This window comes from Paenibacillus whitsoniae (assembly GCF_003955665.1).
GTDB classification, from domain to species: domain Bacteria; phylum Bacillota; class Bacilli; order Paenibacillales; family NBRC-103111; genus Paenibacillus_E; species Paenibacillus_E whitsoniae.
On sequence record NZ_RXHU01000042.1, the window covers coordinates 47069 to 70542 of the forward strand.

25 protein-coding genes are annotated in these 23474 nt (G+C 52.7%); 7 read left to right on the forward strand and 18 right to left on the reverse strand.

Annotated elements, in window-relative coordinates:
• The first annotated feature begins 17 nt into the window (after positions 1-17).
• Positions 18-764, forward strand: a complete 747-nt coding sequence (hemQ, locus tag EJQ19_RS14915; protein WP_126142032.1) for a hydrogen peroxide-dependent heme synthase — start codon at positions 18-20, stop codon at positions 762-764.
• A gap of 128 nt (positions 765-892) precedes the next feature.
• On the opposite strand, the gene EJQ19_RS14920 is transcribed toward hemQ, so the two are convergent.
• From EJQ19_RS14920 to sda, 3 genes are all read right to left on the reverse strand, one after another.
• Positions 893-1174, reverse strand: a complete 282-nt coding sequence (locus EJQ19_RS14920) for a hypothetical protein (RefSeq protein ID WP_126142033.1) — start codon at positions 1172-1174, stop codon at positions 893-895.
• Between the two features lie 26 nt (positions 1175-1200).
• Positions 1201-2391, reverse strand: a complete 1191-nt coding sequence (locus EJQ19_RS14925; protein WP_126142034.1) for an NAD(P)/FAD-dependent oxidoreductase — start codon at positions 2389-2391, stop codon at positions 1201-1203.
• A gap of 592 nt (positions 2392-2983) precedes the next feature.
• Positions 2984-3139: a sporulation histidine kinase inhibitor Sda gene (gene sda, locus EJQ19_RS14930; protein ID WP_126142035.1), complete on the reverse strand. Its 156-nt coding sequence runs from the start codon at positions 3137-3139 to the stop codon at positions 2984-2986.
• 346 nt (positions 3140-3485) lie between these two features.
• Between sda and EJQ19_RS14935 the strand changes: the two genes are divergently transcribed.
• A complete protein-coding gene (locus EJQ19_RS14935) occupies positions 3486-3647 on the forward strand; it encodes a mechanosensitive ion channel protein MscL (RefSeq protein WP_126142036.1) in 162 nt (53 codons plus the stop codon).
• Between the two features lie 49 nt (positions 3648-3696).
• On the opposite strand, the gene EJQ19_RS14940 is transcribed toward EJQ19_RS14935, so the two are convergent.
• The gene (locus EJQ19_RS14940; protein WP_126142037.1) at positions 3697-4377 is read right to left on the reverse strand and encodes a glycoside hydrolase family 73 protein; all 681 of its coding nucleotides are present in this window, start codon (positions 4375-4377) and stop codon (positions 3697-3699) included.
• A 161-nt stretch (positions 4378-4538) separates the two neighbouring features.
• Between EJQ19_RS14940 and EJQ19_RS14945 the strand changes: the two genes are divergently transcribed.
• Positions 4539-5204, forward strand: a complete 666-nt coding sequence (locus EJQ19_RS14945) for a hypothetical protein (RefSeq protein WP_126142038.1) — start codon at positions 4539-4541, stop codon at positions 5202-5204.
• Between the two features lie 472 nt (positions 5205-5676).
• Here EJQ19_RS14945 and EJQ19_RS14950 read toward each other — a convergent pair whose 3' ends face one another.
• Positions 5677-6039 (reverse strand): HesB/IscA family protein, encoded by a 363-nt coding sequence (locus EJQ19_RS14950; RefSeq protein WP_126142039.1) that lies wholly within the window; start codon positions 6037-6039, stop codon positions 5677-5679.
• 113 nt (positions 6040-6152) lie between these two features.
• Positions 6153-6344, reverse strand: coding sequence for an aspartyl-phosphate phosphatase Spo0E family protein (locus EJQ19_RS32965; RefSeq protein WP_126142163.1), 192 nt, complete (start codon positions 6342-6344; stop codon positions 6153-6155).
• A gap of 239 nt (positions 6345-6583) precedes the next feature.
• On the opposite strand from EJQ19_RS32965, the gene mqnE reads away from it, so the two are divergent.
• Together mqnE and EJQ19_RS14965 are read left to right on the forward strand one after the other, a co-directional pair.
• The gene (gene mqnE / locus EJQ19_RS14960; RefSeq protein ID WP_126142164.1) at positions 6584-7675 is read left to right on the forward strand and encodes an aminofutalosine synthase MqnE; all 1092 of its coding nucleotides are present in this window, start codon (positions 6584-6586) and stop codon (positions 7673-7675) included.
• 46 nt (positions 7676-7721) lie between these two features.
• Positions 7722-8786 carry an NAD(P)/FAD-dependent oxidoreductase gene (locus EJQ19_RS14965; protein WP_126142040.1) on the forward strand — a complete coding sequence of 355 codons (1065 nt, stop codon included), beginning with the start codon at positions 7722-7724 and terminating at the stop codon, positions 8784-8786.
• A gap of 25 nt (positions 8787-8811) precedes the next feature.
• Here EJQ19_RS14965 and EJQ19_RS14970 read toward each other — a convergent pair whose 3' ends face one another.
• Positions 8812-9066, reverse strand: coding sequence for a YuzB family protein (locus EJQ19_RS14970; protein WP_126142041.1), 255 nt, complete (start codon positions 9064-9066; stop codon positions 8812-8814).
• Positions 9067-9155: 89 nt separating this feature from the next.
• Between EJQ19_RS14970 and EJQ19_RS14975 the strand changes: the two genes are divergently transcribed.
• The gene (locus EJQ19_RS14975) at positions 9156-9410 is read left to right on the forward strand and encodes a NifU family protein (protein ID WP_420901681.1); all 255 of its coding nucleotides are present in this window, start codon (positions 9156-9158) and stop codon (positions 9408-9410) included.
• Between the two features lie 65 nt (positions 9411-9475).
• Here EJQ19_RS14975 and EJQ19_RS14980 read toward each other — a convergent pair whose 3' ends face one another.
• The 7 genes from EJQ19_RS14980 to EJQ19_RS15010 all read right to left on the reverse strand — a co-directional run bounded on the left by EJQ19_RS14980 (position 9476) and on the right by EJQ19_RS15010 (position 15325).
• The gene (locus tag EJQ19_RS14980; RefSeq protein WP_277600947.1) at positions 9476-10270 is read right to left on the reverse strand and encodes an SDR family oxidoreductase; all 795 of its coding nucleotides are present in this window, start codon (positions 10268-10270) and stop codon (positions 9476-9478) included.
• Positions 10271-10277: 7 nt separating this feature from the next.
• Complete coding sequence (locus EJQ19_RS14985; protein ID WP_126142043.1) at positions 10278-10991, reverse strand: Cthe_2314 family HEPN domain-containing protein; 714 nt, start codon at positions 10989-10991, stop codon at positions 10278-10280.
• Positions 10992-11063: 72 nt separating this feature from the next.
• On the reverse strand, positions 11064-12827 hold the full coding sequence (locus EJQ19_RS14990) for a UbiD family decarboxylase (RefSeq protein ID WP_126142044.1): 1764 nt from the start codon (positions 12825-12827) through the stop codon (positions 11064-11066).
• Between the two features lie 72 nt (positions 12828-12899).
• Entirely contained in the window at positions 12900-13799 is a 900-nt protein-coding gene (locus EJQ19_RS14995; protein WP_126142045.1) for a COX15/CtaA family protein, read from the reverse strand.
• Positions 13800-14045: 246 nt separating this feature from the next.
• Positions 14046-14387 carry a thioredoxin family protein gene (locus EJQ19_RS15000; RefSeq protein WP_126142046.1) on the reverse strand — a complete coding sequence of 114 codons (342 nt, stop codon included), beginning with the start codon at positions 14385-14387 and terminating at the stop codon, positions 14046-14048.
• A 151-nt stretch (positions 14388-14538) separates the two neighbouring features.
• Positions 14539-14955, reverse strand: a complete 417-nt coding sequence (locus tag EJQ19_RS15005) for a DUF4183 domain-containing protein (protein WP_126142047.1) — start codon at positions 14953-14955, stop codon at positions 14539-14541.
• A 16-nt stretch (positions 14956-14971) separates the two neighbouring features.
• Positions 14972-15325 carry a DUF4183 domain-containing protein gene (locus tag EJQ19_RS15010; protein ID WP_126142048.1) on the reverse strand — a complete coding sequence of 118 codons (354 nt, stop codon included), beginning with the start codon at positions 15323-15325 and terminating at the stop codon, positions 14972-14974.
• Between the two features lie 212 nt (positions 15326-15537).
• On the opposite strand from EJQ19_RS15010, the gene EJQ19_RS15015 reads away from it, so the two are divergent.
• Positions 15538-16872 carry a DUF2515 family protein gene (locus EJQ19_RS15015; RefSeq protein ID WP_241242917.1) on the forward strand — a complete coding sequence of 445 codons (1335 nt, stop codon included), beginning with the start codon at positions 15538-15540 and terminating at the stop codon, positions 16870-16872.
• Positions 16873-16893: 21 nt separating this feature from the next.
• On the opposite strand, the gene EJQ19_RS15020 is transcribed toward EJQ19_RS15015, so the two are convergent.
• From EJQ19_RS15020 to asnB, 4 genes are read right to left on the reverse strand one after another with little or no spacing between them, the layout of a single operon-like run.
• Positions 16894-18585, reverse strand: a complete 1692-nt coding sequence (locus EJQ19_RS15020; protein ID WP_126142049.1) for a putative polysaccharide biosynthesis protein — start codon at positions 18583-18585, stop codon at positions 16894-16896.
• A gap of 45 nt (positions 18586-18630) precedes the next feature.
• Positions 18631-19110: a DUF456 domain-containing protein gene (locus tag EJQ19_RS15025; RefSeq protein WP_126142050.1), complete on the reverse strand. Its 480-nt coding sequence runs from the start codon at positions 19108-19110 to the stop codon at positions 18631-18633.
• A gap of 28 nt (positions 19111-19138) precedes the next feature.
• Entirely contained in the window at positions 19139-19879 is a 741-nt protein-coding gene (locus tag EJQ19_RS15030) for a Cof-type HAD-IIB family hydrolase (protein WP_126142051.1), read from the reverse strand.
• A gap of 38 nt (positions 19880-19917) precedes the next feature.
• A complete protein-coding gene (asnB, locus tag EJQ19_RS15035) occupies positions 19918-21792 on the reverse strand; it encodes an asparagine synthase (glutamine-hydrolyzing) (RefSeq protein ID WP_126142052.1) in 1875 nt (624 codons plus the stop codon).
• Positions 21793-23474 lie beyond the last annotated feature (1682 nt).

Consider the following 23474-nt stretch of genomic DNA (forward strand, 5'->3'; position numbering starts at 1 on the left):
GAATGGAGGAATAACCGATGAGTGAAGCCGTACAAACGTTGGAAGGCTGGTATGCGCTCCATGACTTTCGTCTGATGGATTGGAACGCATGGCATGCCGCAACACCACAAGAGCGCAAGCTTGCTGTGGACGAGCTGAATACATTTCTTACCGACTGGCAGCAGTTTGAAAACGATAAACTCGGCAGCACTGCCGTCTATAGCATCGTAGGGCAAAAAGCCGACTTCGTCTTCATGCACCTGCGTGAAACGCTGGAAGACCTTAATGAACTGGAGAACGCGTTCAACAAATCGAGTTTTGCCGCGTACACGATCCCTGTATACTCCTACGTGTCCGTCGTGGAACTGAGCGCTTACCTCGCGAAACCGGGCACGGATCCGATGCAAGATCCGGACATTCTCGCCCGCTTGAAGCCGACGCTTCCGAAAGCGAAGCACATCTGCTTCTATCCGATGAACAAGAAGCGCGACGGTGGCGACAACTGGTACATGCTGCCTAGCGAGGACCGCAAGAACATGATGCGCAGCCACGGTATGATCGGCCGTTCCTATGCAGGCAAAGTGAAACAAATTATTACCGGCTCCGTCGGTCTCGACGATTGGGAATGGGGCGTTACGCTCTTCTCCGACGACCCGCTGCAATTCAAGAAGCTCGTCTACGAAATGCGGTTTGACGAAGTCAGCGCGCGCTACGGCGAGTTCGGCGATTTCTACGTCGGCAACATCCTATCCCCGGATAAATTCAAATCTTTCATTCAAATTTAGATTAGATTAGAGCAGAGGAAGCGATTCCTCTGCTCTTTTTTAGTGTAGACAAGTCCGACGGGCGATAATCATTAGAAAAAAGCGACCCCCGAGCCATCGCCCGGAAGCCGCTTATTCTGATCTATCGCTTACTCGTCCTCATCGTCGTCGCGCAACGCCGCGGCAAGCTCCGCTTCCATTTGCGCTTTGCGTGCCAGATACTCTTCCGTCTCTCTGTCGCGCTGACGGCTCTTCTCCTTCAACCTTTCGATCGCCGGAAGAATGAGAATGTCGATTTCCTTTTGCACAACCGCTACGTGGTCGTAACGCTTCGCACTTTCCAGAAAATGCCCAACCTCGATCAACGCATTGTAACGTTCCAATTCTTCCCGTGTAAGAAGTCCTCTTACCTGGACACTGCAGTGCCGCATGGCAATCCCTCCGTTACCGAGCTAATCTAGAAGCGTCCTTTGCGAATCACCAGTGGAATGCCGCCGATAATGTACAGGTAGCGCATGTCGACAACCTTCTTCATCAGCGCCGCGACGTTGCCTTTCAGCTTGCGGGAGCCGACGATACCGATCGCTTGCCCTTTCCCAAGAGAAGCTACCGTACCTTTATTGGAGAATTTAAAAGTTTTCATTTCCGAACCGCGAATGGCTGCGATCAGGTTGTGCGCTACGGCTTCCCCTTGCTGCATCGCGATTTGCGCTGTCGGCGGGAACGGTCTGCCTTCCGCATTCATTACGATGGAACAGTCGCCAACAACATAAATGTTGTCGAAGCCAGGCGCACGCAGATAATCGTCAACTTTGATTCTGCCGCGCATCGTCTCAAAGCCTGCTTCATCCAGCATGTGGTTACCGCGGATACCGCCTGTCCATACGACTGTCGCCGCTTTGATGAACTCATCGCCGGCAATCAGAACGCCTTCCGGTGTGCATTCCTTGATCGCTGTACCGATTTTGAACGTAATGCCTTTATCCGTCAGTACTTTCATCGCATACTCAACCAGTTCTGGGTCGAAACCAGGGAGCGCGGTTGGTGCTGCTTCAATATTATAAATTTTCACGAGTGCCGGATCGACGTCGAATTCTTTGCATAGCGACGGAATACGATCCGCCAACTCGCCGATAAACTCGATGCCTGTAAATCCTGCCCCGCCGATTACGAAGGTCAAATAATCTTTGCGGTCCGGTTCGCGCTTGTATTTCGCAAATTGATATTCAATGTGCTCGCGGATGAAACGCACGCTGTTAATACTGCGGATGTTCAGCGCGTTTTCTTTCAGGCCCGGAATGCCGAACGTTTCGGATTCTCCGCCAAGTCCGATGACGAGATAATCATAAGAAAGCGTACCGTCTTCAAGAATAACTTTCTTCTCGTGTGGTCTGATTTGTGTAACCGTCGATTTCACGAAATCCACTTTGAATTCATCAATCAGCTTCAGAATGTTCACGCGTGCATTTTCAGGATTGTCCGTTCCTGCCGCAGGCATATGAAGGTGTGTGGTAATGTAATGATAATCGTGCTTGTTTACCAAAGTCACATCAGCTTCATTATAATTCAATTCTTTCTGCAAACGAATTGCAGCCAGGATCCCACCGTAGCCGGCACCCAAAATGACGATTCTTGGTATTCTACTCATGCCTCTCTCACTTCCATATCCGTATTTTTCCCCAAAGTCCTATGGTTTCTCTATTTTGTGAAAAATTACACAAACGCTTTCGAATTAGTATGCTGCTCCTAGTTTGCTCGAATCTACAAGAAATATGAAACAGCTTGACATTTGTCATAGTCCCAATACAAAACCGATTCTCATGATATGATATAATTTTCATACCTAAATATCAAGTGTAATTTTGCATGAAAAAATCGGGCATTTTAGCCACTTTTCCGCTTTCTTTCGCTAGCTTGGAGCATGATTTTTTCATGCCGGAAAATAAAACGGGGCATTCTAAACCTAATCGCCAGATTAGGAGGAATACCCCTTGTCATCTATTTGTCCCATTTGCAATGGCATGCAGGAACTGCATTCCGAATGCCCCCGATGTTCCGCTCAGATGAACGACTGCGGCAGGCCCAGCGACTTGCTCGGTCCCTACTCTCCTTACCAGGAAAGTGAGGACGTCTTGGTATCTCTCGAAGAAAGCGCCTCTGCGTCGTCAGCTTGTCTTCATCTGATGAATTGCCCCGGCTGCGATTCCAACTTCACCATTGCAATCGGTCTCCTCAGGTGATTAATTTAACGGCTCATCATTTTTAATAACGACTTGCAGCTTCAGCTTCCGTCTATGAATTTCTGCGAGCAACAGTTCAACGAAATCGGATTCCAATCTCAAATCAAGCGCTTTGTAATAAGAATCAATCAGGGTTTCATCGCTAATTTGTCTCACTTAAATCACCTATATTCTTAAAATTCTATAATTTAACATTATAGTAGCATGGGTGATTTTTTAGAACAAGCGTTCTGTTATCCACAGCGAAGTGTGTATAATCTGTGGGTATTTTGTTGATATGTCCCGAAAACTCTCATTTTACGAGGGGGATAATGTGTATAAACTTATACACAAGCTAGCGAGCTAAATAACCGATAAAAAAAAATGATCACAAAATTAATTTTAACTACCGGAATGTTAACATTACCAAAACGATTTTCACAAATTTGAAAACAATTTTTAATCACCACTTAATAAACATAGGCTAGAATAGAACTATCACATCAGCAAAGGAGAAATGAACATGATCGTCTATGACATTGTTGTAAACGGCGAACTCAAAGAAACGATTCAGCCTCGCAAAAACAGATTGAAAGAAATCTACGCATACATGCTCGAGCAAACACGCCTCATGAAAGCCAAATACGGCGAAAACGTCGTTATTACAGGCCGTATCGTCTACTAATTGGATCTATGACGGCCCCTCCCTCTCAAAATATCATCCTTCCGTGTTTTCAGATGATTCCTTTCCGATGCAAGACCGTTAGCAAACGATAGAAATCATAGCTTCCATTTTGCGGCGTATCGATTAATCCTGCTTTGACCGCGGCGTCCACCGACGCTCTTGCCCAAGACGGAATAGCCGGCAGCGCATCCAGCTCCTCTAACGCTTGAACCCGATTCTGCAAAACTTCGATTTGCTGCTTCAATTGTTCCAGCATTCGCATGACCTCCTCATCGTATTGAAATAATTGATCCCCATTGATGATGGCATTCAGCTTGCTCGCATAGGCGAGATCTGTCGCATAGCCGCTGTTTTGGAGCGCTGCTGTCTGTTCTGCAGGCGTTACAGCGGAACGTACGGCGGCATAGCGTGCAGATTGAAACAGCAAATCCTGATCCCGGAAACCATCTTCAATGCTTTCATACGCCCGAAAATCGCCCGGCACATTCACCATTTGTATGCCGTTGAGATATTCCCACGTCGTTTTGGATACACGATCTCCGCGCCAGTAAGGGGTAAGCGTGCCGCTGCCCACCTTGTAGCCCGTCAAATTATTCCACGTATGCAGCACCCCTCCCGTCTCCAGCAGCGCCTGCGCAATGCGAACAGACGGAAAGATCGGCGAACCTTCCAACCGAAGCTTAACCGCAATCGGCGCCACCGCATCGATAAATTGTTGTCTCGTATTCATAACAGAACCTCCTCCTTCCTCATCGGAATCTAGTTCGTAGTTACTATTTTATTCATCCTAGTAACCGAAGGCGGCGGCTAATTCCCATTTATATCCTACCTTCTGCTTAAAAACTATAGTAGAATTAGATGTAAGATATAACTTACGAGAGGGCACGGGATATGAACATTTTCAAATTAGGTAAACAGCTGACTATAGGTTTTACCCTATTCGCTCTACTATCCGCATGCTCATCTGCGGGGACCTCGCAAGCACCTGTCCAACATGACAAAGCCGCCGCTGTGCAACCTGCTGCAACGACGGGCGATGCTGCCGCGAAAGAAGCGACACCGGCACCTGTGACAACGATCACACCTGTTTCAGTTCAAGTATCTGCAGCCGCGACAACTGTGCCGACAGCAGCAGCAACAGCGGCAGCGGCAACAGCAACGCCAACACCTACATCTGTCACACCGTCTGCTGCCAAAGTAACGCCTGACGTCGCTCCCCCATCACCTACTCCTGCTGCGACAAAGCCAACAAGCCTCCCTGCAAAAGAAGAAGCGGCCTCCGTCCAGATTGTCTCCGTCACCTCACCCGCGGCGCGCAACGCTACCGCAACACTAAAAGCTAAAGTGGCTCCCGGCGCAACTGCATCGATCGTCGTTCATTATAAAAGCGGTCCTAGCACCGCTGCAGGCCTTGAGACGAAACAAGCAGACATCAACGGCAACGGCAATGTAAGCTGGTCATGGAAAGTCGGCGGAAATACATCGTTCGGCAGTTGGCCGATTACGGTAAGATCGGGGAATGCGAGTGCGGAGACGAGTTTTGAGGTTGTGCGTTGAAACTGGGTTCTGGGCTAACGGGTGCCAGAGCGCTTATTCGAGCTCAAAACGCCCCGAAAACGAACTTAACGGTTACAACAGCGGCTATTTGGCGCAAAACTATCCCAGAATTGCCATCTCTGAGCCTATAGCCTCGCTGGCAACCATTAACTACGCATGCCCCCCCGTTTTCCCTGATATAGCCGCTCCTACAACCGTTAGACGGTCGATCATGGAGAAAGCGAGTATGCAAAGCCTTCCTTCTGGAAATTCCCATACATATAACTACTAAAATAATTATTTAACTACTATTATTACCTTTGCTCCATCCTCAAACTTCTCTAACTGATGCTAGCACCTGCCACTTACCACTGCTCGCCGTTCCCGCTTCTTGATGCATAATAAAAACCTCCTGAACAAGTGTATTTTCGTCATACACAAGTTCAGAAGGCTTCAATTAATAGTCCGTAACCCCAAACGACTTACGGAACCTTCAATCCTCGCAAGGCTGCGCCAGCACCGCATCCTCTTCCTTCGTGCGGAACGACTGGCCGCATCCGCAGGAAGCTACAGCATTAGGGTTATTGATCGTGAAACCGCCGCCCATGCCTTTATCCTCGAAGTCGATCTCGACGCCGTACAGGTACTTCGAGCTATCTTCATCCACAACGACTTTCAGGCCGTGAATATTGTATTCTTTATCAGATGTCTTCTGTTCATCATCGAAGCCCATGCCATACGAGAAACCGCTGCAACCGCCGGCCTTCACGCCTAGACGCAAGAACAGGTTCGGTGATTCCTCAGAGGCCAAAAGCTCTTTTATTTTATCTGCCGCAGACTCACTGATTTTAATCATAAGGAATTCCCTCCTAGATGTTTCCCGCATTAGGTCAAACAAGATCTAATCCTTGCTTACCTCATTTAAGTATACTCCTATTCCCTGAGATGCTCAAGGGCGGTTGCAATGACTTAGCAGGAAGAGAATGCGGGCCTCGGCCGATGAATCAAATGGTACTGCACAAGCAGCAAGTCCAGATCGCGGCTGCATTGCTGCACATCCGGGTGAAGCAGTCCGTGTGCGGTGCCCAAGCTGACCATTTGATGGCGAAGCTGTTCGATTTGGTAACAAAGATGGTCTTGCGTATGCGAATCGGAATTCATTAACGGTAGCACGATGTTTTCTCACCTTTAGCTCTTTTCGTAATCACATTGTAGTAGTATACAGGAATTTGATAATATTGGGAATAACTTTTAATGGGGTTTGCAAAAAAATTACAACCAAACAATTTACACGGTTTAAGATTGTCATGGGATCTCCATGACTCGGATGTTGCCCCTCCTACGGGAGAGGTTTATAATAGGAGGGATAGATTTACGGGAGGTATGAAACTGTGAGCATAATGACAACTGACGCGGCTAAACGGATGGCAGAAATTGCAGACAAAGTGGAGCGTGGCGAACGGCTTTCGATGGAGGACGGCATTTTCCTATATGAATCGGACGACCTGTTAACCATCGGTCAATTAGCTAATAAAGTGAACACGCGCCTGAACGGGAACAAGGTTTATTTTGTGCAAAATATGAGCCTCTACTTTACGAATGTGTGCGAGGAGCACTGCGCATTCTGCAGCTTCCGCAAAGATGAAGGCGAAGAAGGAGCTTACACGCTGACGCCAGCGCAAATGCTGGATTACATCGCTGAAAATTATAATCCGGAAATTCGCGAATTCCATATCAGCCAGGGGCATAATCCGCATTTGCCTTTTGAGTATTATGTGGATTGCATTCGCCAATTGAAGCAAGCCTACCCGGATGTCACGATCAAGGCGCACACGGCGGCGGAAATTGAATTTTTCTCCCGCATTTCGGGGCTCAGCTACCGCGATGTGCTCAAAACGCTGATGGACGCAGGACTTTCAACGCTGCCAGGCGGCGGGGCGGAAATTTTGACGGAACGGTACCGCGCAAAAATGAAAGTCGAGAAAGCGTCGTCCGAGGAGTGGCTGGACGTTCACCGCAACGCGCATCAGCTCGGCATGAAAACCCATGCGACGATGCTGTACGGCTCCATTGAGACAAAAGAAGAGCGTATTCGCCACATGATGCTGCTCCGCGAGCTGCAAGACGAAACGAACGGCTTCCTTGTGTTCATTCCCAACTCGATTCAACCTTCGAGCAAAAATGCAGGGCTCAAGCGCCGCGTACCGGCGTGGGACGAGCTTAAAACGATTGCCATTTCCCGCTTGATGCTGGACAATTTCCCGCACATCAAAGCTTACTTCATTAATATCGGCACGAAGCTGACCCAATTATCCTTTACCTTCGGGGCATCCGACGCCCACGGCACGATCGTGAAAGAAAAAATTTCGCATGCAGCCGGCGCGCTTTCTCCGGAAGGATTGACCCGCGACGAGCTTGTGTGGCTGATTCAAGGGGCAGGACGGACCGCGGTGGAACGCGACACCTTTTATAATGAAATCAAAGTGTATTAGAAATACTAGAGATTAGATATTGTTCAGAAGGGATATTGGTCGGCTTATGAAAAAGTGTGTGATTCTCGGAGGCGGTTATGGCGGACTAACCATAGCGCTGAATTTGTTGGAAAAGGATATGCCCAGCGATGTTGAGCTGGTGATGATCGACCGGATTCCGTTTCAAGGCTTGAAGACGGAATATTACGCTTTGGCGTCTGGAACGATTGCAGAAACGCATATTCGCGTCGCGTACCCTGACGATCCGCGGCTTACGCTGACGTTCGGCGAAGTGACGAGCGTGGATTTGGAAGCGAAGCTGATTCATTTTGAAGAGAAAGATCCGCTGCGCTATGACTGGCTCATTATCGGTCTCGGCTGTGTGGATGCCTATCACGGCATTGAAGGCGCCCAAGAGCACTCGCTCAGCATTCAGACGCTGACTCAAACACGCGCCACTTATCAGCGCATCAACGACATTGCGCCGTACGGCCAGGTGTCCATTATCGGCGGCGGGCTCAGCGGCGTAGAGATGGCGTCCGAGCTGCGCGAGAGCCGTCCGGACCTGAATATCCGCTTGATTGACCGCGGGCCGAGCTTGCTGTCTTCTTTTCCAAGCAACCTGCAGCAGTACGTGCGGGCATGGATGAGCGAGCATCATATTGAGCAGCGCACGCTCGTAACTTTGGTACGTTTGGACGGTGGGGACTTGTACAACAAGGAAGAGCTCATTCGTACCGATGCGACCATCTGGACGGCCGGTATACAGCCAAGCCCGATCGTCGAAGCGCTGAACGTCATTAAAGATCGTCAAGGGCGCATCGTTCTCAATGATTGCCATCAAATTCCGACGCACAACGAAGTTTACGTAGTAGGCGACTGCGCTTCCCTGCCGTTCTCTCCAAGCGCACAAGCCGCGCAAGCACAAGGCAAGCAGATTGCCGAGGTGCTGCAAGCGATCTGGAAAGGCGACACTCCGCGTCTTGGCCCCATCAAGCTTAGAGGCACGCTGGGCTCGCTTGGGAAAAAAGCTGGCTTTGGCATTATGGGCAAGCGCACACTTATGACCGGCAAAATCGCACGTATCCTGAAGAGCGGCGTGCTGTGGAAATCCAAGCGCCACTTCGGCTAAACCGCGTAAGATTCAGCTGCGCCGATTATTCGCCAAGCACATCATACATGGCTTCCAGCTCTTCGATGCGTTGGATGATACGGGCAAGCAGGCTGTCCGCATCCTCAGCGGCAATGATTTCGCCGTTAACCAGGGCGTAAGGCTCCATATAACACTGCCCGCAATTGCCGAGACAGCCGTACTCCATCACGTCATAGTCGGGATTTTGCTCGAGCTGCTTCATCACTTTGTCCGTCCCGTTATGCATGTTGCTGGCACAGAATTCAATAATAGGTCTCATCTTAAATTTCCACCTTGTAATGTTTAGATTCATGTTGAAAACCATTTTCATTTAATACGTATTGTAATATAATAAAGGGAAGAAAGGAGATGATTCAAGTGTCTGAAAAAACGAAAGAAGCGATTTATGATGAAGTTCTTGAAGTTTTAGATAAACTTCGTCCTTTCCTGCAACGCGATGGCGGCGACGTCGATTTGGTTGATGTAGAAGACGGTATCGTTAAACTCAAACTGATGGGTGCCTGCGGCAGCTGCCCAAGCTCGACAATCACACTCAAAGCCGGTATCGAGCGCGCGTTGATTGAAGAAGTGGAAGGCATCACCGAAGTTGTACAGGTATTCTAAGACTATACCATAAGAAAGAGCTTGCCACTAGGAGGACCTAGGGTAAGCTCTTTTTGTGTGCACAGCTATTCATGCTTGCGCTGGTTGAGCAGCGGCAGCGTCTGAATCGGATCGAGCCCGCCGGAAATCTCCATGATATTGCCCGTTATAAAATCCGAAGCCGGCAGGCAGAGGAAGTCGATCACCCGGGCGATATCCTCGCCTGTACCGGGCCGCCCGACCGGCGTCTCGCCGTCGTGCTCCGCGCGCACGTCATCCATCGTGCGCTCTTTGTTCGCGCCGCGAATGTCACCGGGACAGATCATGTTCACGGTGATCCCGTTCGCGGCTTCTTCCTCGGCCAGGGTCTTCGTGAACGAGACCAGGCCGACCTTCGCCGCCGCGTACACAGCGCGGTGTGTCCAGCCTCTGGCTTCCATGGCTTTGCCGAAGCCGAAATGAATGATGCGGCCCCAGCGCCGCTCGCGCATCATGGGCAGGACCAGCCGATCCAGCTCCATGACGCCGAGCAGATTGCCGCGCAGCAAATAATCGATCTCATCGAGGTGGTAATCGGCAAAAAAGCGGCGCTCCCGCTGAAACGGACCGGCATTATTCACAAGAATGTCGATCGGCCCCAGCGCCGAAACGGTTTGATCTACGATGCGGATGACGTCCTCCCGCTTCGCGACATCCCCTTGCACGGCCACGCTGCGCACGCCCATCGCTTCAAGCTGCTGAACGAGCGCGGCAGCCTCTTCTTCGCTTTTCACATAATTCACAGCGACCTGACAGCCCCGAGCGGCAAGCGTTTTGGCCGTCATTTTGCCCAATCCCTTGGCACTGCCAGTCACTAAAACGGTTTTGCCTGTTAGATTCACGGTCGTCCTACCCCTTTGCCCTGCTCACGCTAAAATAAGAAAACGCTACAGATAAGGTTCGGCACACCATCTCAAATCCCTTCTGGATGTCATCCAGATTGGCCTGCACGTTCTCGATATGGATGCGGCCGCCGAAGAGCGGCTCTTTCTGCATCAAATCGTCGAGCATTTCGGCGTTGATATAATGAATCTCCATGTTCCGCAAGTTGCGCAGCCGGTCCATCGCGGGTTTGTAGTCCATTTTGAGCCCATACAGCTGCGTCTCCAGCGCTCCGTGATGATGCCGGTCGTGCATCAGACGCAGCACGGTAAAGTAGGAATAGCGTGACTTGTACGTTTCGGTTTTGAGCTGGAAGAGATCGTTCATAAAGGTACCGAGCTTGTCCAGAATGGAGAAGATGCGGATAAACGCGTTTTTGAAAAAGTAAACAAACCGCTGGTACTCCTCGGTCTCGTGCGTGGTCATATCCTCGAGAAAGCTTTTGCGAATGGGATCGCCGAATCGCTCGCAGCAGAAGATGCTCTGCTCCAGCTCGTCGAGCGCATCGATAAAGCCTTTGCTCCAAATGATTTGTCGATGGATCACGGTAACTTCGGCAGCGGAAGCTCCCTCCGTCTTTCTCGACTCCAGATGCGTGAGAAACGCTCGAATCGCACTCAGCGCCTCCAGCAGCACACCGCTGTCAACACGCTTAGGCTCGCCAAATAATTCACGAAGCATGGCCGACCTCCCTTTAAATAAATGTTCAAAAAGTTGGATTGTCAGCAAGACTACTTTTTGAACTACCTCTCTTTATGCAAAGTATTCCTTCCATCTGCGGTCGACTTGCTCTACGATGTCTTCCCGCGGGAACAGCTCGTCCGGATACCCCGGCTTCATACGGGCATCAATGACAATTGGCACTTCATAAGCAATATGATGACGGTTCACGCTCGACTTCGCGAACATGTCGGTCGCAGGGTTGAACCGGGTGAAGACGGTCCATAGGAACTTCGTCTGGTCATGCACGGTGGCGCTGGCATCGTCGACGAGAATGACGAGCGGCCATTCCGTCAGGCGGCTGCCGGCGTTCGCAAGCAGCCGCGGCGCCAGCTCCGGTTCGGCCTCGTAGGCGGCGCCGGAGACGAGCAGACAGCCGCCGCAGTACACGGCGATGTCGGTGATCTCCGGCAGCTCGCCGCCGGTGTACGCGCGCGGCAGCGTGCGCACCGGCTCACCAGTGCCGAGCAGCACGGCTTTGCTGCCGTGATTCAGCTGGCCGCCGGTATAATCCAGGGTGTCGTGCGACGTTTTATTGAAAATAAACAAGTCCTGGGCTGGATTGAAGCGCTCGAGCACGGCCTCCAGCAGCGGTGTGAAGTTTGCGAGCGTCACCCGTTGGTCGGTGACGATCAGGAATTTGGTCAGGGAGAGCTGACCCTCTCCCAGGATGCGGAACGCCGTGCCGAGCGCCTCACGGCTGTAGCTTTCACGGACGACGGCGGCCGCGAGCGGGTGGAACCCGGTCTCGGCGTACGTCCACAGGTCTTTGACGCCGGGCATCGCCATCGGAAACGCGGGCTCGAGCAGTCTTTGCAGGAACTCGCCGAGGAAGTAATCCTCCTGGCGTGGTTTGCCGACGATCGTCGCCGGATAGATCGCGTCTTTACGGTGCCACACATGATTCACATTGAACACAGGGAAATCATGGGTGAGCGAGTAGTATCCGAAGTGGTCGCCGAACGGCCCTTCGGGACGGCGCAGATGCGGCGGCACAGAGCCGCAGATCGCGAACTCCGCCTCGGCCACGAGGCGGTGCCCCCCATGGGGATTCTCCACCATGGGCAGCTTCTGCCCGAGGATGAGCGAAGCGAGCATCAGCTCGGGCAAGTGCTCGGGCACCGGCGCGATCGCCGAGGCGATCAGCGCAGGCGGCCCGCCCAGGAACACGGTGACGGGCAGCGCCTGGTTCCGCAGCTCGGCTTCGTGGTAATGGAAGCCGCCGCCTTTGTGGATTTGCCAGTGCATCCCCGTCGTAAAGTCGTCATACACCTGCATGCGGTACATGCCCAGGTTATGATGGCCGCCGTCGGGATGCTCGGTGTAGACGAGCGGCAGCGTCACGAACGGGCCGCCGTCCTCCTGCCAGCTCGTCAGGACCGGCAGTCCGGCGAGCGGGTTGTCCTGCTTCAAGCCGCCGAGAATCGGGGCTTGCTGGGGCTGAACTTTTTTCGTTCCCACCTTGAGCAGGTCCATAATCAGTGCACGTTCGCCCCACAGTGCTTGCGGCGTTGGCGGCATCAGCGTACTCGTCGCGTTAATAACCGCTTTCATAAATTGCTCCGGCTTCGGCCCGAACGCCAGATTGACGCGTCTTGCCGTTCCGAACAAATTCGTTACGACAGGAAACGCGCTCCCTTTCACATTGGTAAACAGCAGGGCAGGCCCCTGTTCATCAATCACACGGCGGTGAATTTCCGCCAACTCCAGATTCGGATCTACCGGTGCCGAGATTTCAACTAATTCCTTTTCACTGCGCAGCATGTCCAGAAACACGCGTAAATTCGTAGGTACCATACCAACAACTATCCTCTCTTTTTCCCTTTATCACAAAAATAGCCTTCGGATCGAAGGCTATTGTCCACATTGCTAGGCTTTGCGGTCGTTCAGCGTAAGCACACACAGGTAGCACAAGAACCCGAACATGCACGCGACGATCATCGCATGAATCATCCCCGTGAAGAGATACGCCGTTTCATTCCCCATCGACCAGGTCACAACCGCGCCGCTAATGACTTGAAGCGAAACGGTGATGAGCGCCCATCTGCTGCCGAACCACAGCTTGTCGGAGCCTTGATAATGGCGTCTGGCCTGCAAGTACAGCGCAAGTATGCAGAGGAAGAGCAGCAGCGCCGCAATCCGGTGGGTAAAAACGATGCCCGTCGCTCCCTTAAGCTCGGGAATCACTTCGCCATTGCAGAGCGGCCAGCCTGTGCAGCCCCCTGTCGACGTCGTATGGCGCACATAAGCGCCCAAATAAACGACGATATAGCTGTAAATCGTTGTGCCCCAGACCAACGTTTTGAACCCGCTGCTGATGCGCTTCTGCGGCAGAAATTGCCCGAACGACGTGAACACTAGCGCCAGCAAGAGCGAGAAGGCGAAGGCTAATAAGGACAACCCGAAATGCAGCGCCAGCACCAGCGAGGATTGCGGCCATATGACAGCCAGCGCCCCCATTGCTGCTTGAATGAGCGTCATCACGACCGTCATCGTAATGTAAAATTTGGCGTCATTTCGTTTGACATACCGGAATACCAGATAAAACGTAGCAATCAATACCAGAGTCACAACCCCGACGACAAGCCGATGGCTGTATTCAATAAAAGATGAAATCGTGTGCGCCGGCACGAATTTGCCGTGACAGAGCGGCCATTCATCGCCGCAGCCTCTCCCCGCGTCCGCTTTGGTCACCAAAGCGCCCATCGCGAGAATCAGGAACATACCGATGGCGGAGATGTTCGCTAAGCGTTGAATCCATTTTTGCATGAGGGCACCTACTTTATGTCAGATCTGCTGTTTGATCCTGTCGAAATCAGATGTTCTGTAGACAATTATAGCCTTATTAAGAGGCAGAATCCATTCGCAATTGTTACAAAGCTCCGAATCAGTCGTGACAAGGAGATGAACGAAATAAAATGGTAGTATCTGCGTTCAGCGGGTAATTATGCGAGAAGCAAAAAACACCCCGCCGATGCCCCTAGGACAAAGACGGGATGTTGAATGTACGAGACGTTACGCCATCGCGTTCGAAACCTCAACGGCGCGGTCGAGGAACTGCTCAATCTCTTCCCGCGTTTTGCGCAGCTTGCTCACGAAACGAACGACCTCTTGACCTTTACGGAAGGCGATGAAGCTTGGAATCCCTAGAATGTTAAGCTGCTCGCAGAGTTCCGGCACTTCGTCCCGATCCAGTTCGATGAACGTAATTTTCCCCTGATACGCTTCTTCCACCGCCGGCATGAACGGCTCAATGTAGTGGCAATCTTTGCACCAAGTCGTTTTGAATATGGCAACGGTGAGCTCTGACCGATTAATCAGCTCTTGAAACACTTGCTCGGAAGCAATTTTTTGCATAGGGCACCTCGCTTGAAATGATATGTATTCACGTTATAGCATGCACGTCCGGGCGTGTCAAGCGATCCTGTCGGCCGCCGCCTCGGCCTCTGCAAAAAAACACATCTCACAGGGTCTTCTGCAAGACCGCTGCAAGATGTGTTTAATCGTCCTACACCGTAATCGTGATCGTTGGCGCGGAAATCGTCGGCTCCGTTGTAATCGTCGAGGTGACCGAGGAAAAATCCGCAACCTCCAACACGACCGGCGTTCCGGCAACCGTATCTGTCGTCGCAAGAACAAGGGAAGCTGTCGTCAAGGTAGAAAGTCCTCCTTCTTGCAAGACGCCGTTGACATATACATTGTAGTAGCCGTCTGTCGGCGGGCTGGGAAGATTGGTGATGGCATCGCCGTTATCATCCAGGAAGGCGGCCGCAGGAATTGTGGTATCCGTTGTAATCATTCCTGCCGTAAGCACGGCATTAAACCGGGTGACCTCAGGGTCCACCGTCGTCGTCACCGTACCGCCAGTCGCGACTGGCGCCGATGAAACCGCAATAACGTAAAGCTTGATCAGTGAAGCTGGCATCGTATTCACCCCCCTCCTAGCGCCGTTTATAAATTCGAATGCATTGCAGGATGATCGGAACTCCTTTTTCCGGAACATCGTTCGAGAGAAACGTGAGCGTGCCTTTTTGCACATGATAAAGAGAGGAAGGCTGAAGCACACCGTTGACAAATAACTGGGTATAGGTGATCGTAGCCGGGCATGGAATTGATTGCTTGCCGTAGCCTTCAGTGCGGTCGGATTCGGTATACACACGTTTGTCGCCATCTGCGGTCGTATAAAAGAACGAAATCTTCGATAAATAACGGGCGAGGCTCGCTTTGCGGGAGCGGCGAATGTTTTTTCTTTTTCGTCTCTTTCGGCATGCTGTTAGAAATAGTGGTTTGTACACGAGTTGAACCCCCTCCCCCGCTGGCCAGTCTTACGAATATTTCATTGTATGCGCGCTTTGTTGCCAGAAACTGGATACACACCCCGGGATTTATCCCCAAATTGTTACGCGGAACGGGTGCATATCCAATCTCTCACATATACGTTAGTCAAATCGCGCACACTACGGCCTGAAGGCCTTATCCCTTGATGCTTGGAGGTCGGTTGAAAGGCATGCAGACAGAAGAACCGAATCCGCAAGATTGGCTGGGCAAAATGAGAGGAATACCGTCCGCATTCGTTCAACTGCTTAAGCAGCAGGCTTCCGTCTGGTTCAGCGATGCCGATGCACAAGGTTCAGCGACAACGGCGGATGCGGGTGCTATACCAAAAAACATCCCGCTTGCTCGGGAATCCATCCGCCAGGTTGAACGCAGGCTGGATGAACTTCATACCCTTCAACAGGCAGGCGTCATGCCGCTCCCTCCTACTGCCGAGGACCTCGCGATCCTCGCAAACATTCAAGCGGCCACCGGCGCGGCGAACCGCAACAACGTCACCCGCACACAGGCGTACTTGGCATGCTATCGGCAAGCGCCGGAGCTGCACTGGGCGCTGCTTGCGCATATGGTTTCCCGTAATGGCGGCTGGTGCATGACGGACTTGCGGGGAGAGCTGCTGCCCCTTCTCATGAGGAACGAAGAGACAGAACAGTTCTTTGCTTTTCTGGAGCGCGCCAACGCCTTGATCTTCCAAGATGCCTACCCGCAACTCCTGCTTTATCTGGAGGGGCGGCGCCGGGGGCGCAGCTTGTTTCACCTGCTTCCCTATCTCAACATCTCATTATGGATGACACCGATCTGGGAGACGTTCTGGCAGGAGCAGGACAGCGCATTATTAACCGTAGGTCTAATTGTGAATGAACAGCATTATATCGAACAACGGGTCGTCCGGAACTCTGTTTTCCAGGAAACGGTGATCAATACCTCGTTGTTCAAAACCCAAGGCTGGCTGCAGCTGAATCAAGTCGGCTTCCCTTATGCGGAAAGCGGTACTGCTGCGGGTGCGGCAGATGCGGGGAAGATGGCGTTTCGCGTCGCCGGGCTTATCCTCGAGAAGTTCGCCGACGTTCGCGAGCGCATCGCTTTCGGAAAAAGCCTGTACGGGGTCCTCTTCGGCATCCCGCATCTACACGCCGGCATCGTCCGCTTCGCTTCGACCAGGCCGCACACCGGCTCGCGGGCGGACTATTGGCCCCAGCTCTTTGCTCCGATCCGCAAGGCGCCGCCCGCGGTCAAGTATCAAGAGCGGCTGGACGGCCTCGCCTTGAAGGCCGGCGCCAGCCCGTTCTACAGCCCGCCGCTCGGCGCGGTCTGGCCGGACCGCCCCCTGGCCCCTGTGGAGCCGGGGGATTGGTTGCTCGCGTCGGACGCGAAAGAACCTCTCGCCTATTTGCGAGAGGTTCCCATTCCGTCCGACTATGAATTGGCCGCCGACATGCGGCTCGCCCTTAGCAAGCTCGAGCTTGCTGTGCTGGCCGCCCAGGCGGCGAAAAAGATTTTGCGGTAAGCCTGCCGCGCAGGCTTGCCCTTAACGGCGGCCGAGCAAGCGGCCTGCTTTGCGGATCAGCTTTTGCACCGGCGCCGGGAAGGAGCTGACGTCATCTTTGGTCACGACGCGCGTCGCCATGAGCATTACCGGATACATCGCTACGGCGATGCCGCAGACGATCACGCTGTTGATGGCCTCATTGAGTCGGAACCACGGCGTGAGCGCCACGTAATTGTGCGTCAGCCATTCAATGGCCGTGCCGACGGCGGCGATGACGGCGACTGTAACCGCCAGTCCAGCAAAACGACTGCCCAGTATCGTAAACTTGATTTCTTTGCGCAGCGAGCGAATGTTCAGCCACGACATCGCAATGAAGCAAAGCCCAGTGGAGACAATGATCCCGTAAATGCCGAACATATTGCCGAGCAGGAAGCTTCCTGCAAGTTTGACGGCAATGCCGACGACCACATGCGCCATCAACGGCTTCATGCGGCCCATGCCCATGAGCACGGCACCGGACGTTTGCATCACGATCTGGAACATCGCGCCGAGCGTCAGCAGCGCAATCATATGCGGCCCGTGGCTGATGCCGTATACCGTATCCTCATGGCCGAACAGGAAAAAGTCCAGCGGCCGCGCCGCCACGGCAATCATCAGAACGGCAGGCAGCCCGGACAAAATCGCAAGCTGGAGCACGCGCGACGTCTGCTTCCCGACCTGCTGGTAATCTTTGCGCGAGTACGCGGCGGAAATAATCGGCACAACCGATTGGCTCAGCGCGACCGCGAGAATAATCGGCAATCCTGCCAGCGATTGCGCGCGGCCGCCGAGGATACCCACCAGGCCGAGCGCTTCATTGCGGCCGATCGAGCCTTCGAGCAGCGGAATGATGATCGACGTATCAATGGCATAGACGAGCGTTACCGTGACGGAGAATACGACGATCGGAATGGACAGCTTCAGCAGGCTTCGGTAAATATCCCGATACCTCAGGGCACCGCCTGCAATCGGCATGTCCGCCTTCGCTGCGCTCATTTGCTCCGCCGTTTCCTTCATGACGGAAGTGGGAGCGACAAGTGCGTCGCGCCGCTTCTGCTTCATCGCGTAATACAGCATGACCGCCAGTGCGGCAAGACCGCCAATCACGCCGCCGAAGGATGCGCCAGCGACGCCCCAGCCAAGCGAGATGTTCAGTAAGAAGTAAGCCAGAGCGATCGACGTAATCAATCTGAATATTTGTTCCACGACTTGCGAAATGCCGTTGGGCATCATATTTTGGCGACCTTGGAAATAGCCGCGCATAATGGCGATCAGCGGAAAAACAAGCATCGCCGGCGCAATGGCCCGCGTCGCCAGCGTGGCGTCAGGTCCACCATGCGAGATGTTCTCCGCGTAGATCGGCGCAAAGCCGTACAGCAGCACCGTCATCAGCACGCCGGCGCCCAGCGCAAACATGACCGCAGCACGGTAAATGCGGTCCGCCTCGGCTGGGCGACCAAGCGCGTAGCGCTCCGCAACCATTTTGCTGAGCGCGCTTGGAATCCCTGCCGTTGCGACGACCAGCAGAATCGAATATAAGTTAAAAGCGATGGAATAGCTGCCCATCCCTTCCTCATGCAGCAGATGCACAAGCGGAATCCGTTGAAAAACACCGAGAAACCGCGCTACAAGCGCGGCTACGGTGAGAATGAGCGTTCCTTTGACCAATGAATCTTTCGTTACCTTCGTCAACGTCTGTTCCTTCTCTCTTGCCTTTTTAGAATCGGCGCCCGTCGTTTAGAAGATCCAAATGAAGAACAGGATGATCATGACGAGCTGAAGCGCAATTTTCACGACACTGCTTGCAAAGAACCCAAGCACCGAGCCTATCCCGGACTTGATGGCCAGCTTCCAGTTCGTCCCGATAATGAGCTCGCCGAGCACAGCGCCGATAAACGGGCCCAGAATAAGGCCGAACGCCGGGATGACAAACGGCCCGATAATCAGCCCGATGGTGCTGCCGATCACCGCCGCTCTGGAGCCGCCGAACTTCTTGACGCCAAGCGCGCTCACGGCATAATCCGCGACTATGATGATCACCACAATCAGCGTCTGAATGGTCCAGAACCACCAGCCGAACGGCTCAAAGCTGATCAGCCAGCCATAGAGGAAAAAGGCGCCATATATCGCAAGCACGCCCGGCAGCACAGGATACACGGCACCGGCCATGCCGACGACAAATAAAAGAATGACGAGAACCCAAGCCAAGGTCACCATGTGGGTGCCTCCTTTTGATCGTAGCGTACTATTTCTTCAGCATATACTCGCGGATCACATGCGCGACGCCGCTTTCCTCATTCGTCTTCGTAACGAAATCCGCCATTGCCTTCACTCGTTCCTGCGCGTTCCCCATCGCTACACCGAGTCCCGCTTCGCGGATCATTGCCATGTCATTCTCACTGTCGCCAACCGCGATCACTTCAGACATGGAGATGCCCAGCAGCTTGCAAACCGCGGCAATCCCGCTGGCTTTGCTGACGCCTTTTGGATTCATTTCGAGATTCGCAGGATGAGAGTTCGTAATCTCCGTATTATCCCAACGTGTTACAATATCCCGAATGCGCTCCAGTTTGGCTTCATTTTCCGTAAAAAAGCCGAATTTCAGCCACTTCTGCTCCCGGAGGTTCAGCTCTTCCTTCTCCCGATTGAACACGCCCTCTTCCGAATATGCCCACCACCAGCAATCCTGCTCCAGCGCAAGCTGGTGCAGCTTCTCGACAATCGCAATATCCATGTGTGTCCGCTGCAGCAGCTTATCCGGCGAGGACCAGACCTCGCTTCCATTCACCATCACCATCGGCGAGTTCAGTCCCAGCTCCCGAACGAACGGCAAAGCACTGATCACACCGCGCCCCGTTGACATCATCACGATAAAGCCTTCCTCTGTTGCCTGGCGAATGGCAGCTTTATTCTCCGCGGAAATCTTTTTGTCCTCGTCCAACAGCGTTCCGTCCATATCCAGTGCAATCAATCGGTACCCGCTCATGCAATCCCCTCCCGTTGTCCTTCGATCTAACCTGCATTCTAGTAGGCGGTGAGCACTTTTTTCGGCAGTTCTTCCATGAACGTTTTGTGCCACAGGGCAAAAATATAAATCGTCCACAAGCGGCGGGCGTAGTCCCCTTGACCACTCCGGTGCTTATGCAGCATGCGTTCGACCGCCGCCGTATCGATGTAATCCTCGATGCCGCTCGACTTGATCTGCTCGATCACCATATCGCCCATGGCGCCTTTCATCCAGTCACGCAGCGGCACCGGGAAGCCGAGCTTCGGCCGGTTCAGAATCGGATCCGGAATGATGCCTTCCATCGCCTTACGAAAAATATATTTCGTCGTGCCGTTCGCGATGCGATATTTCGCCGGGATGCGGCGAGCCACTTCAAACAGCTCCTTATCCAGGAAAGGCACACGCAGCTCAAGCGAATGTGCCATCGTCATTTTGTCCGCTTTCATCAAAATATCGCCCGGCATCCAAAGGTTCATATCAATGTACTGCATCCGGGACACTGGGTCGAGATGCTTCGTGCGGCTGTAGTAATCACCGGCGATTTGCACGGGATTTTTGTACGCGCGCAGCATTTCGCTGTCGAGGCGAAGCACTTCGGCTTTCATATCCTCGGTAAAAATCTTCGCGTTGCCGAGGAACCGCTCTTCCAGCGGCGTCGTTCCCCTGAGCACGTAGTTGCGGCCTTTGACGCCGCTTGGCAGCATGCGCGCGAAGCGGTTCAGCATGCGCTTGAGCGCCGGCGGCAGCCCTTCGATCGCGCGCAGCGACTGCGGCTCGCGATAGATGCGGTAGCCGCCGAACAGCTCGTCCGCGCCTTCGCCGGATAGAACAACCGTCACATGCTCGCGCGCGAGCTGCGCCACATGGTAAAGCGCGATCGCCGAAGGATCGGCAACAGGCTCGTCCTGGTGCCAGATCGCTTTCGGCAGCGTATTAAAGAAATCATTCTGCGTGATGATTTTATCGTAATGCTCCGTACCGAGCGTCGCAGCTGTCTGAGCAGCGATGATCGTCTCGTTGTTCGGCCCTTCGAAGCCGACCGAGAACGTGCGAATCGGCTCGATGTTCCGCATATGCGTCGCGATGGCGGTGGAATCGATACCGCTCGACAGGAAGCAGCCCCGCTCGACGTCGCTGACGAGGTGATGCTTCACGGAATCTTTCAACTTTTCGCGAATCTCTTCAACATAGTAGTCGAATGGCTTGTCTACCGGCTCGAACATTGGATCCCAGTACTTATGTATCGACATTTGCCCGTCGAATGTGACTTTCACATAATGCGCCGGCGGCAGCTTATGAATGCCGTGGAACATCGTGTTCGGCTCCGGAACGTATTGGAACGTCAAATAGTTCAGCAAACTGTCCGTTTGAATCAACCGGTTCATGCCGTCTGCCGCAAGCAGGCTCTTGATCTCCGAGCCGAACAGGAACTGGCGGTCATTCACATGATAGTAAAACGGCTTAATCCCAAAATGGTCTCTTGCCCCGAACAACTGCTTCTTCTTGCGGTCCCAGATCACAAAGCCGAACATCCCGCGCAAATGTTGGACACATTCTTCTCCGTACTCCTCGTATAAATGGACGATAACTTCCGTATCGCTGTGGGTGCGGAAGACATGCCCCCGCTCCTGGAGCATCGCTCTTAAGGATTTGTAGTTATAAATTTCACCGTTGAAAATAATCCAGGCCGACTCGTCCTCGTTCGTCAGTGGCTGATGGCCTTCTTGAATATCGATAATCGACAAGCGGCGAAAGCCGAGGCCGATGCGATTCTCCGTCCAGAAGCCTTCATCGTTCGGCCCCCTGTGGACGATCACATCCATCATTTGTCTTAGATTTGCTTCCGTTGGTTCTCTATCTTCAAAAAACATCATTCCCGCGATTCCACACATAGCCTAAAACTCACTCCTCCGTACCCTCATCAATCTTTCTCTTGGACAACCGATACATTAGTATACCATATTCAGCGGCCGTTCTGGAAATAGAATGAAGGCAGGCTCAGCAAGCGGATTACAGAAAAATGATGGAAATAAGCAGGCGTTTCACCGATGCGGACAGCCGTTTCTTTTTCATGGCGCTCTCGACCACCTTTCCTCTGTGCACAAAAGTTGACTCAGTGCAACTTTCGGGGTAAAAGAGGGCTTTCCCTCTTCCTACAGAATATGCACATAAGCAGGCGATGGTGCAGTGCACGAGCTGCGAGCTGAAACTGAATCGCGTTTCCCCAGCGTTCCTTTCCTTTATGGCCAAACTTCCTTTTAAAGGCTATCCCTTTCTCTCAGGGGGGGCCCCTCCCCCTCGCAGAGGAAAATCGTGGAGCACAGCCTCACCGGCTCAGCGTCTCTTCTTGCCAAATTTGTCTCTAAACATCATCAGATCGACGTCTCTCTTTAGCCGAACTTCTCTTTAAAGGCTATCCCTTTCTCTCAGGTACCTCCCATCTCCCTCGCAGAGGACAATCGTAGCGTCCAGCCCCACCGGCTCAGCGTCTCTTCTTGCCAAATTTCTCGCTCTAACCATCATCAGATCGACGTCTCTCTTTAGACGAACTTCTCTTCAAAGGCTATCCCTTTCTCTCAGGGGCATTTCACTCACCCGTGGGAGCATGTGATGTACGCTTAGAATGGAACCAGTTTGCTTGATCACCACTCGTTTAGAGAAATGAATGGACAACTAAGTTTCTTCCTGCTGATAAGTAACCTGGAATCCCCGAGTCAACGTGCATAGCAGCCCACTCCTAAAAGCCAGTACCTGCAAATTGTACATTTAATGCTTTCGTTTTGGCTGGATTTCCACCAAGAACCTGTATTTCGTACATCTAAATTTGCTTGCTTGTCAGGAAAATCGGCTTTTGGCAGCCATACTTGACTTTTTTAATGTAGTTTTTGCAAGAAACAGCGGAAATTGGCGGTTTTGAGTTGATTTGTTGTACGAACTGCAGTTGATAAACGGTTTGGCTGTGGCTGGATAGCATTAGGACGACTGCAAGCGCAACCTTTCCCTGAGCAATAGGGATAGAATCCGAAGGGCTGGCCCGGACACAGAATATGACCTTCTCGGCGCCCTTTCTCCATGAAAGAAAGCGGACGTGACACTCCCTGCATGCTGCCAACTTCTTGAGCAATTGCTGGGATGCCAGAGTGCGAGCTCTCCTTCACCTGAGCAATAGGGATAGTATCCGAAGGGGCTGGCGCGGACACAGAATATGACCTTCTCGACCCCCTTTCTCCATGAAAGAAAGCGGACGTGACACTCCCTGCATGCTGCCAACTTCTTGAGCAATTGCTGGGATGCCAGAGTGCGAGCTCTCCTTTCCCTGAGCAACGGGGATAGAATCCGAAGGGCTGGCCCGGACACAGAATATGACCTTTCTCGGCACCCGCTCTCCGTGAAAGAAAGCGGACGTGACACTCCCTGCATGCTGCCAACTTCTTGAGCAATTGCTGGGATGCCAAAGTACGAGCTCCCCTTCCTCTGAGCAACGGGGATAGTATCCGAAGCGCGGATGCGGCCGCAATCCCCTGACCGACGGGGATAGCTGCCGAAGCGCAACCTGCCGAAAATACGAAAAAAG

Bases quoted from the DNA above. Each gene is read 5' to 3' on its own strand.
- EJQ19_RS14985 (WP_126142043.1), bottom strand. From the start codon at position 10,991: ATGCTTCGTGAATTATTTGGCGAGCCTAAGCGTGTTGACAGCGGTGTG.
- EJQ19_RS15000 (WP_126142046.1), bottom strand. From the start codon at position 14,387: ATGCAAAAAATTGCTTCCGAGCAAGTGTTTCAAGAGCTGATTAATCGG.
- hemQ (WP_126142032.1), top strand. From the start codon at position 18: ATGAGTGAAGCCGTACAAACGTTGGAAGGCTGGTATGCGCTCCATGAC.
- EJQ19_RS14995 (WP_126142045.1), bottom strand. From the start codon at position 13,799: ATGCAAAAATGGATTCAACGCTTAGCGAACATCTCCGCCATCGGTATG.
- EJQ19_RS14935 (WP_126142036.1), top strand. From the start codon at position 3,486: ATGATCGTCTATGACATTGTTGTAAACGGCGAACTCAAAGAAACGATT.
- EJQ19_RS14970 (WP_126142041.1), bottom strand. From the start codon at position 9,066: ATGAGACCTATTATTGAATTCTGTGCCAGCAACATGCATAACGGGACG.
- EJQ19_RS15025 (WP_126142050.1), bottom strand. From the start codon at position 19,110: ATGGTGACCTTGGCTTGGGTTCTCGTCATTCTTTTATTTGTCGTCGGC.
- EJQ19_RS14965 (WP_126142040.1), top strand. From the start codon at position 7,722: ATGAAAAAGTGTGTGATTCTCGGAGGCGGTTATGGCGGACTAACCATA.
- EJQ19_RS14925 (WP_126142034.1), bottom strand. From the start codon at position 2,391: ATGAGTAGAATACCAAGAATCGTCATTTTGGGTGCCGGCTACGGTGGG.
- EJQ19_RS14990 (WP_126142044.1), bottom strand. From the start codon at position 12,827: ATGGTACCTACGAATTTACGCGTGTTTCTGGACATGCTGCGCAGTGAA.
- EJQ19_RS14950 (WP_126142039.1), bottom strand. From the start codon at position 6,039: ATGATTAAAATCAGTGAGTCTGCGGCAGATAAAATAAAAGAGCTTTTG.
- EJQ19_RS14940 (WP_126142037.1), bottom strand. From the start codon at position 4,377: ATGAATACGAGACAACAATTTATCGATGCGGTGGCGCCGATTGCGGTT.
- EJQ19_RS15030 (WP_126142051.1), bottom strand. From the start codon at position 19,879: ATGAGCGGGTACCGATTGATTGCACTGGATATGGACGGAACGCTGTTG.
- EJQ19_RS14945 (WP_126142038.1), top strand. From the start codon at position 4,539: ATGAACATTTTCAAATTAGGTAAACAGCTGACTATAGGTTTTACCCTA.
- EJQ19_RS15005 (WP_126142047.1), bottom strand. From the start codon at position 14,955: ATGCCAGCTTCACTGATCAAGCTTTACGTTATTGCGGTTTCATCGGCG.
- EJQ19_RS14975 (WP_420901681.1), top strand. From the start codon at position 9,156: ATGATTCAAGTGTCTGAAAAAACGAAAGAAGCGATTTATGATGAAGTT.
- mqnE (WP_126142164.1), top strand. From the start codon at position 6,584: ATGACAACTGACGCGGCTAAACGGATGGCAGAAATTGCAGACAAAGTG.
- asnB (WP_126142052.1), bottom strand. From the start codon at position 21,792: ATGTGTGGAATCGCGGGAATGATGTTTTTTGAAGATAGAGAACCAACG.
- EJQ19_RS32965 (WP_126142163.1), bottom strand. From the start codon at position 6,344: ATGAATTCCGATTCGCATACGCAAGACCATCTTTGTTACCAAATCGAA.
- EJQ19_RS14920 (WP_126142033.1), bottom strand. From the start codon at position 1,174: ATGCGGCACTGCAGTGTCCAGGTAAGAGGACTTCTTACACGGGAAGAA.
- EJQ19_RS15015 (WP_241242917.1), top strand. From the start codon at position 15,538: ATGCAGACAGAAGAACCGAATCCGCAAGATTGGCTGGGCAAAATGAGA.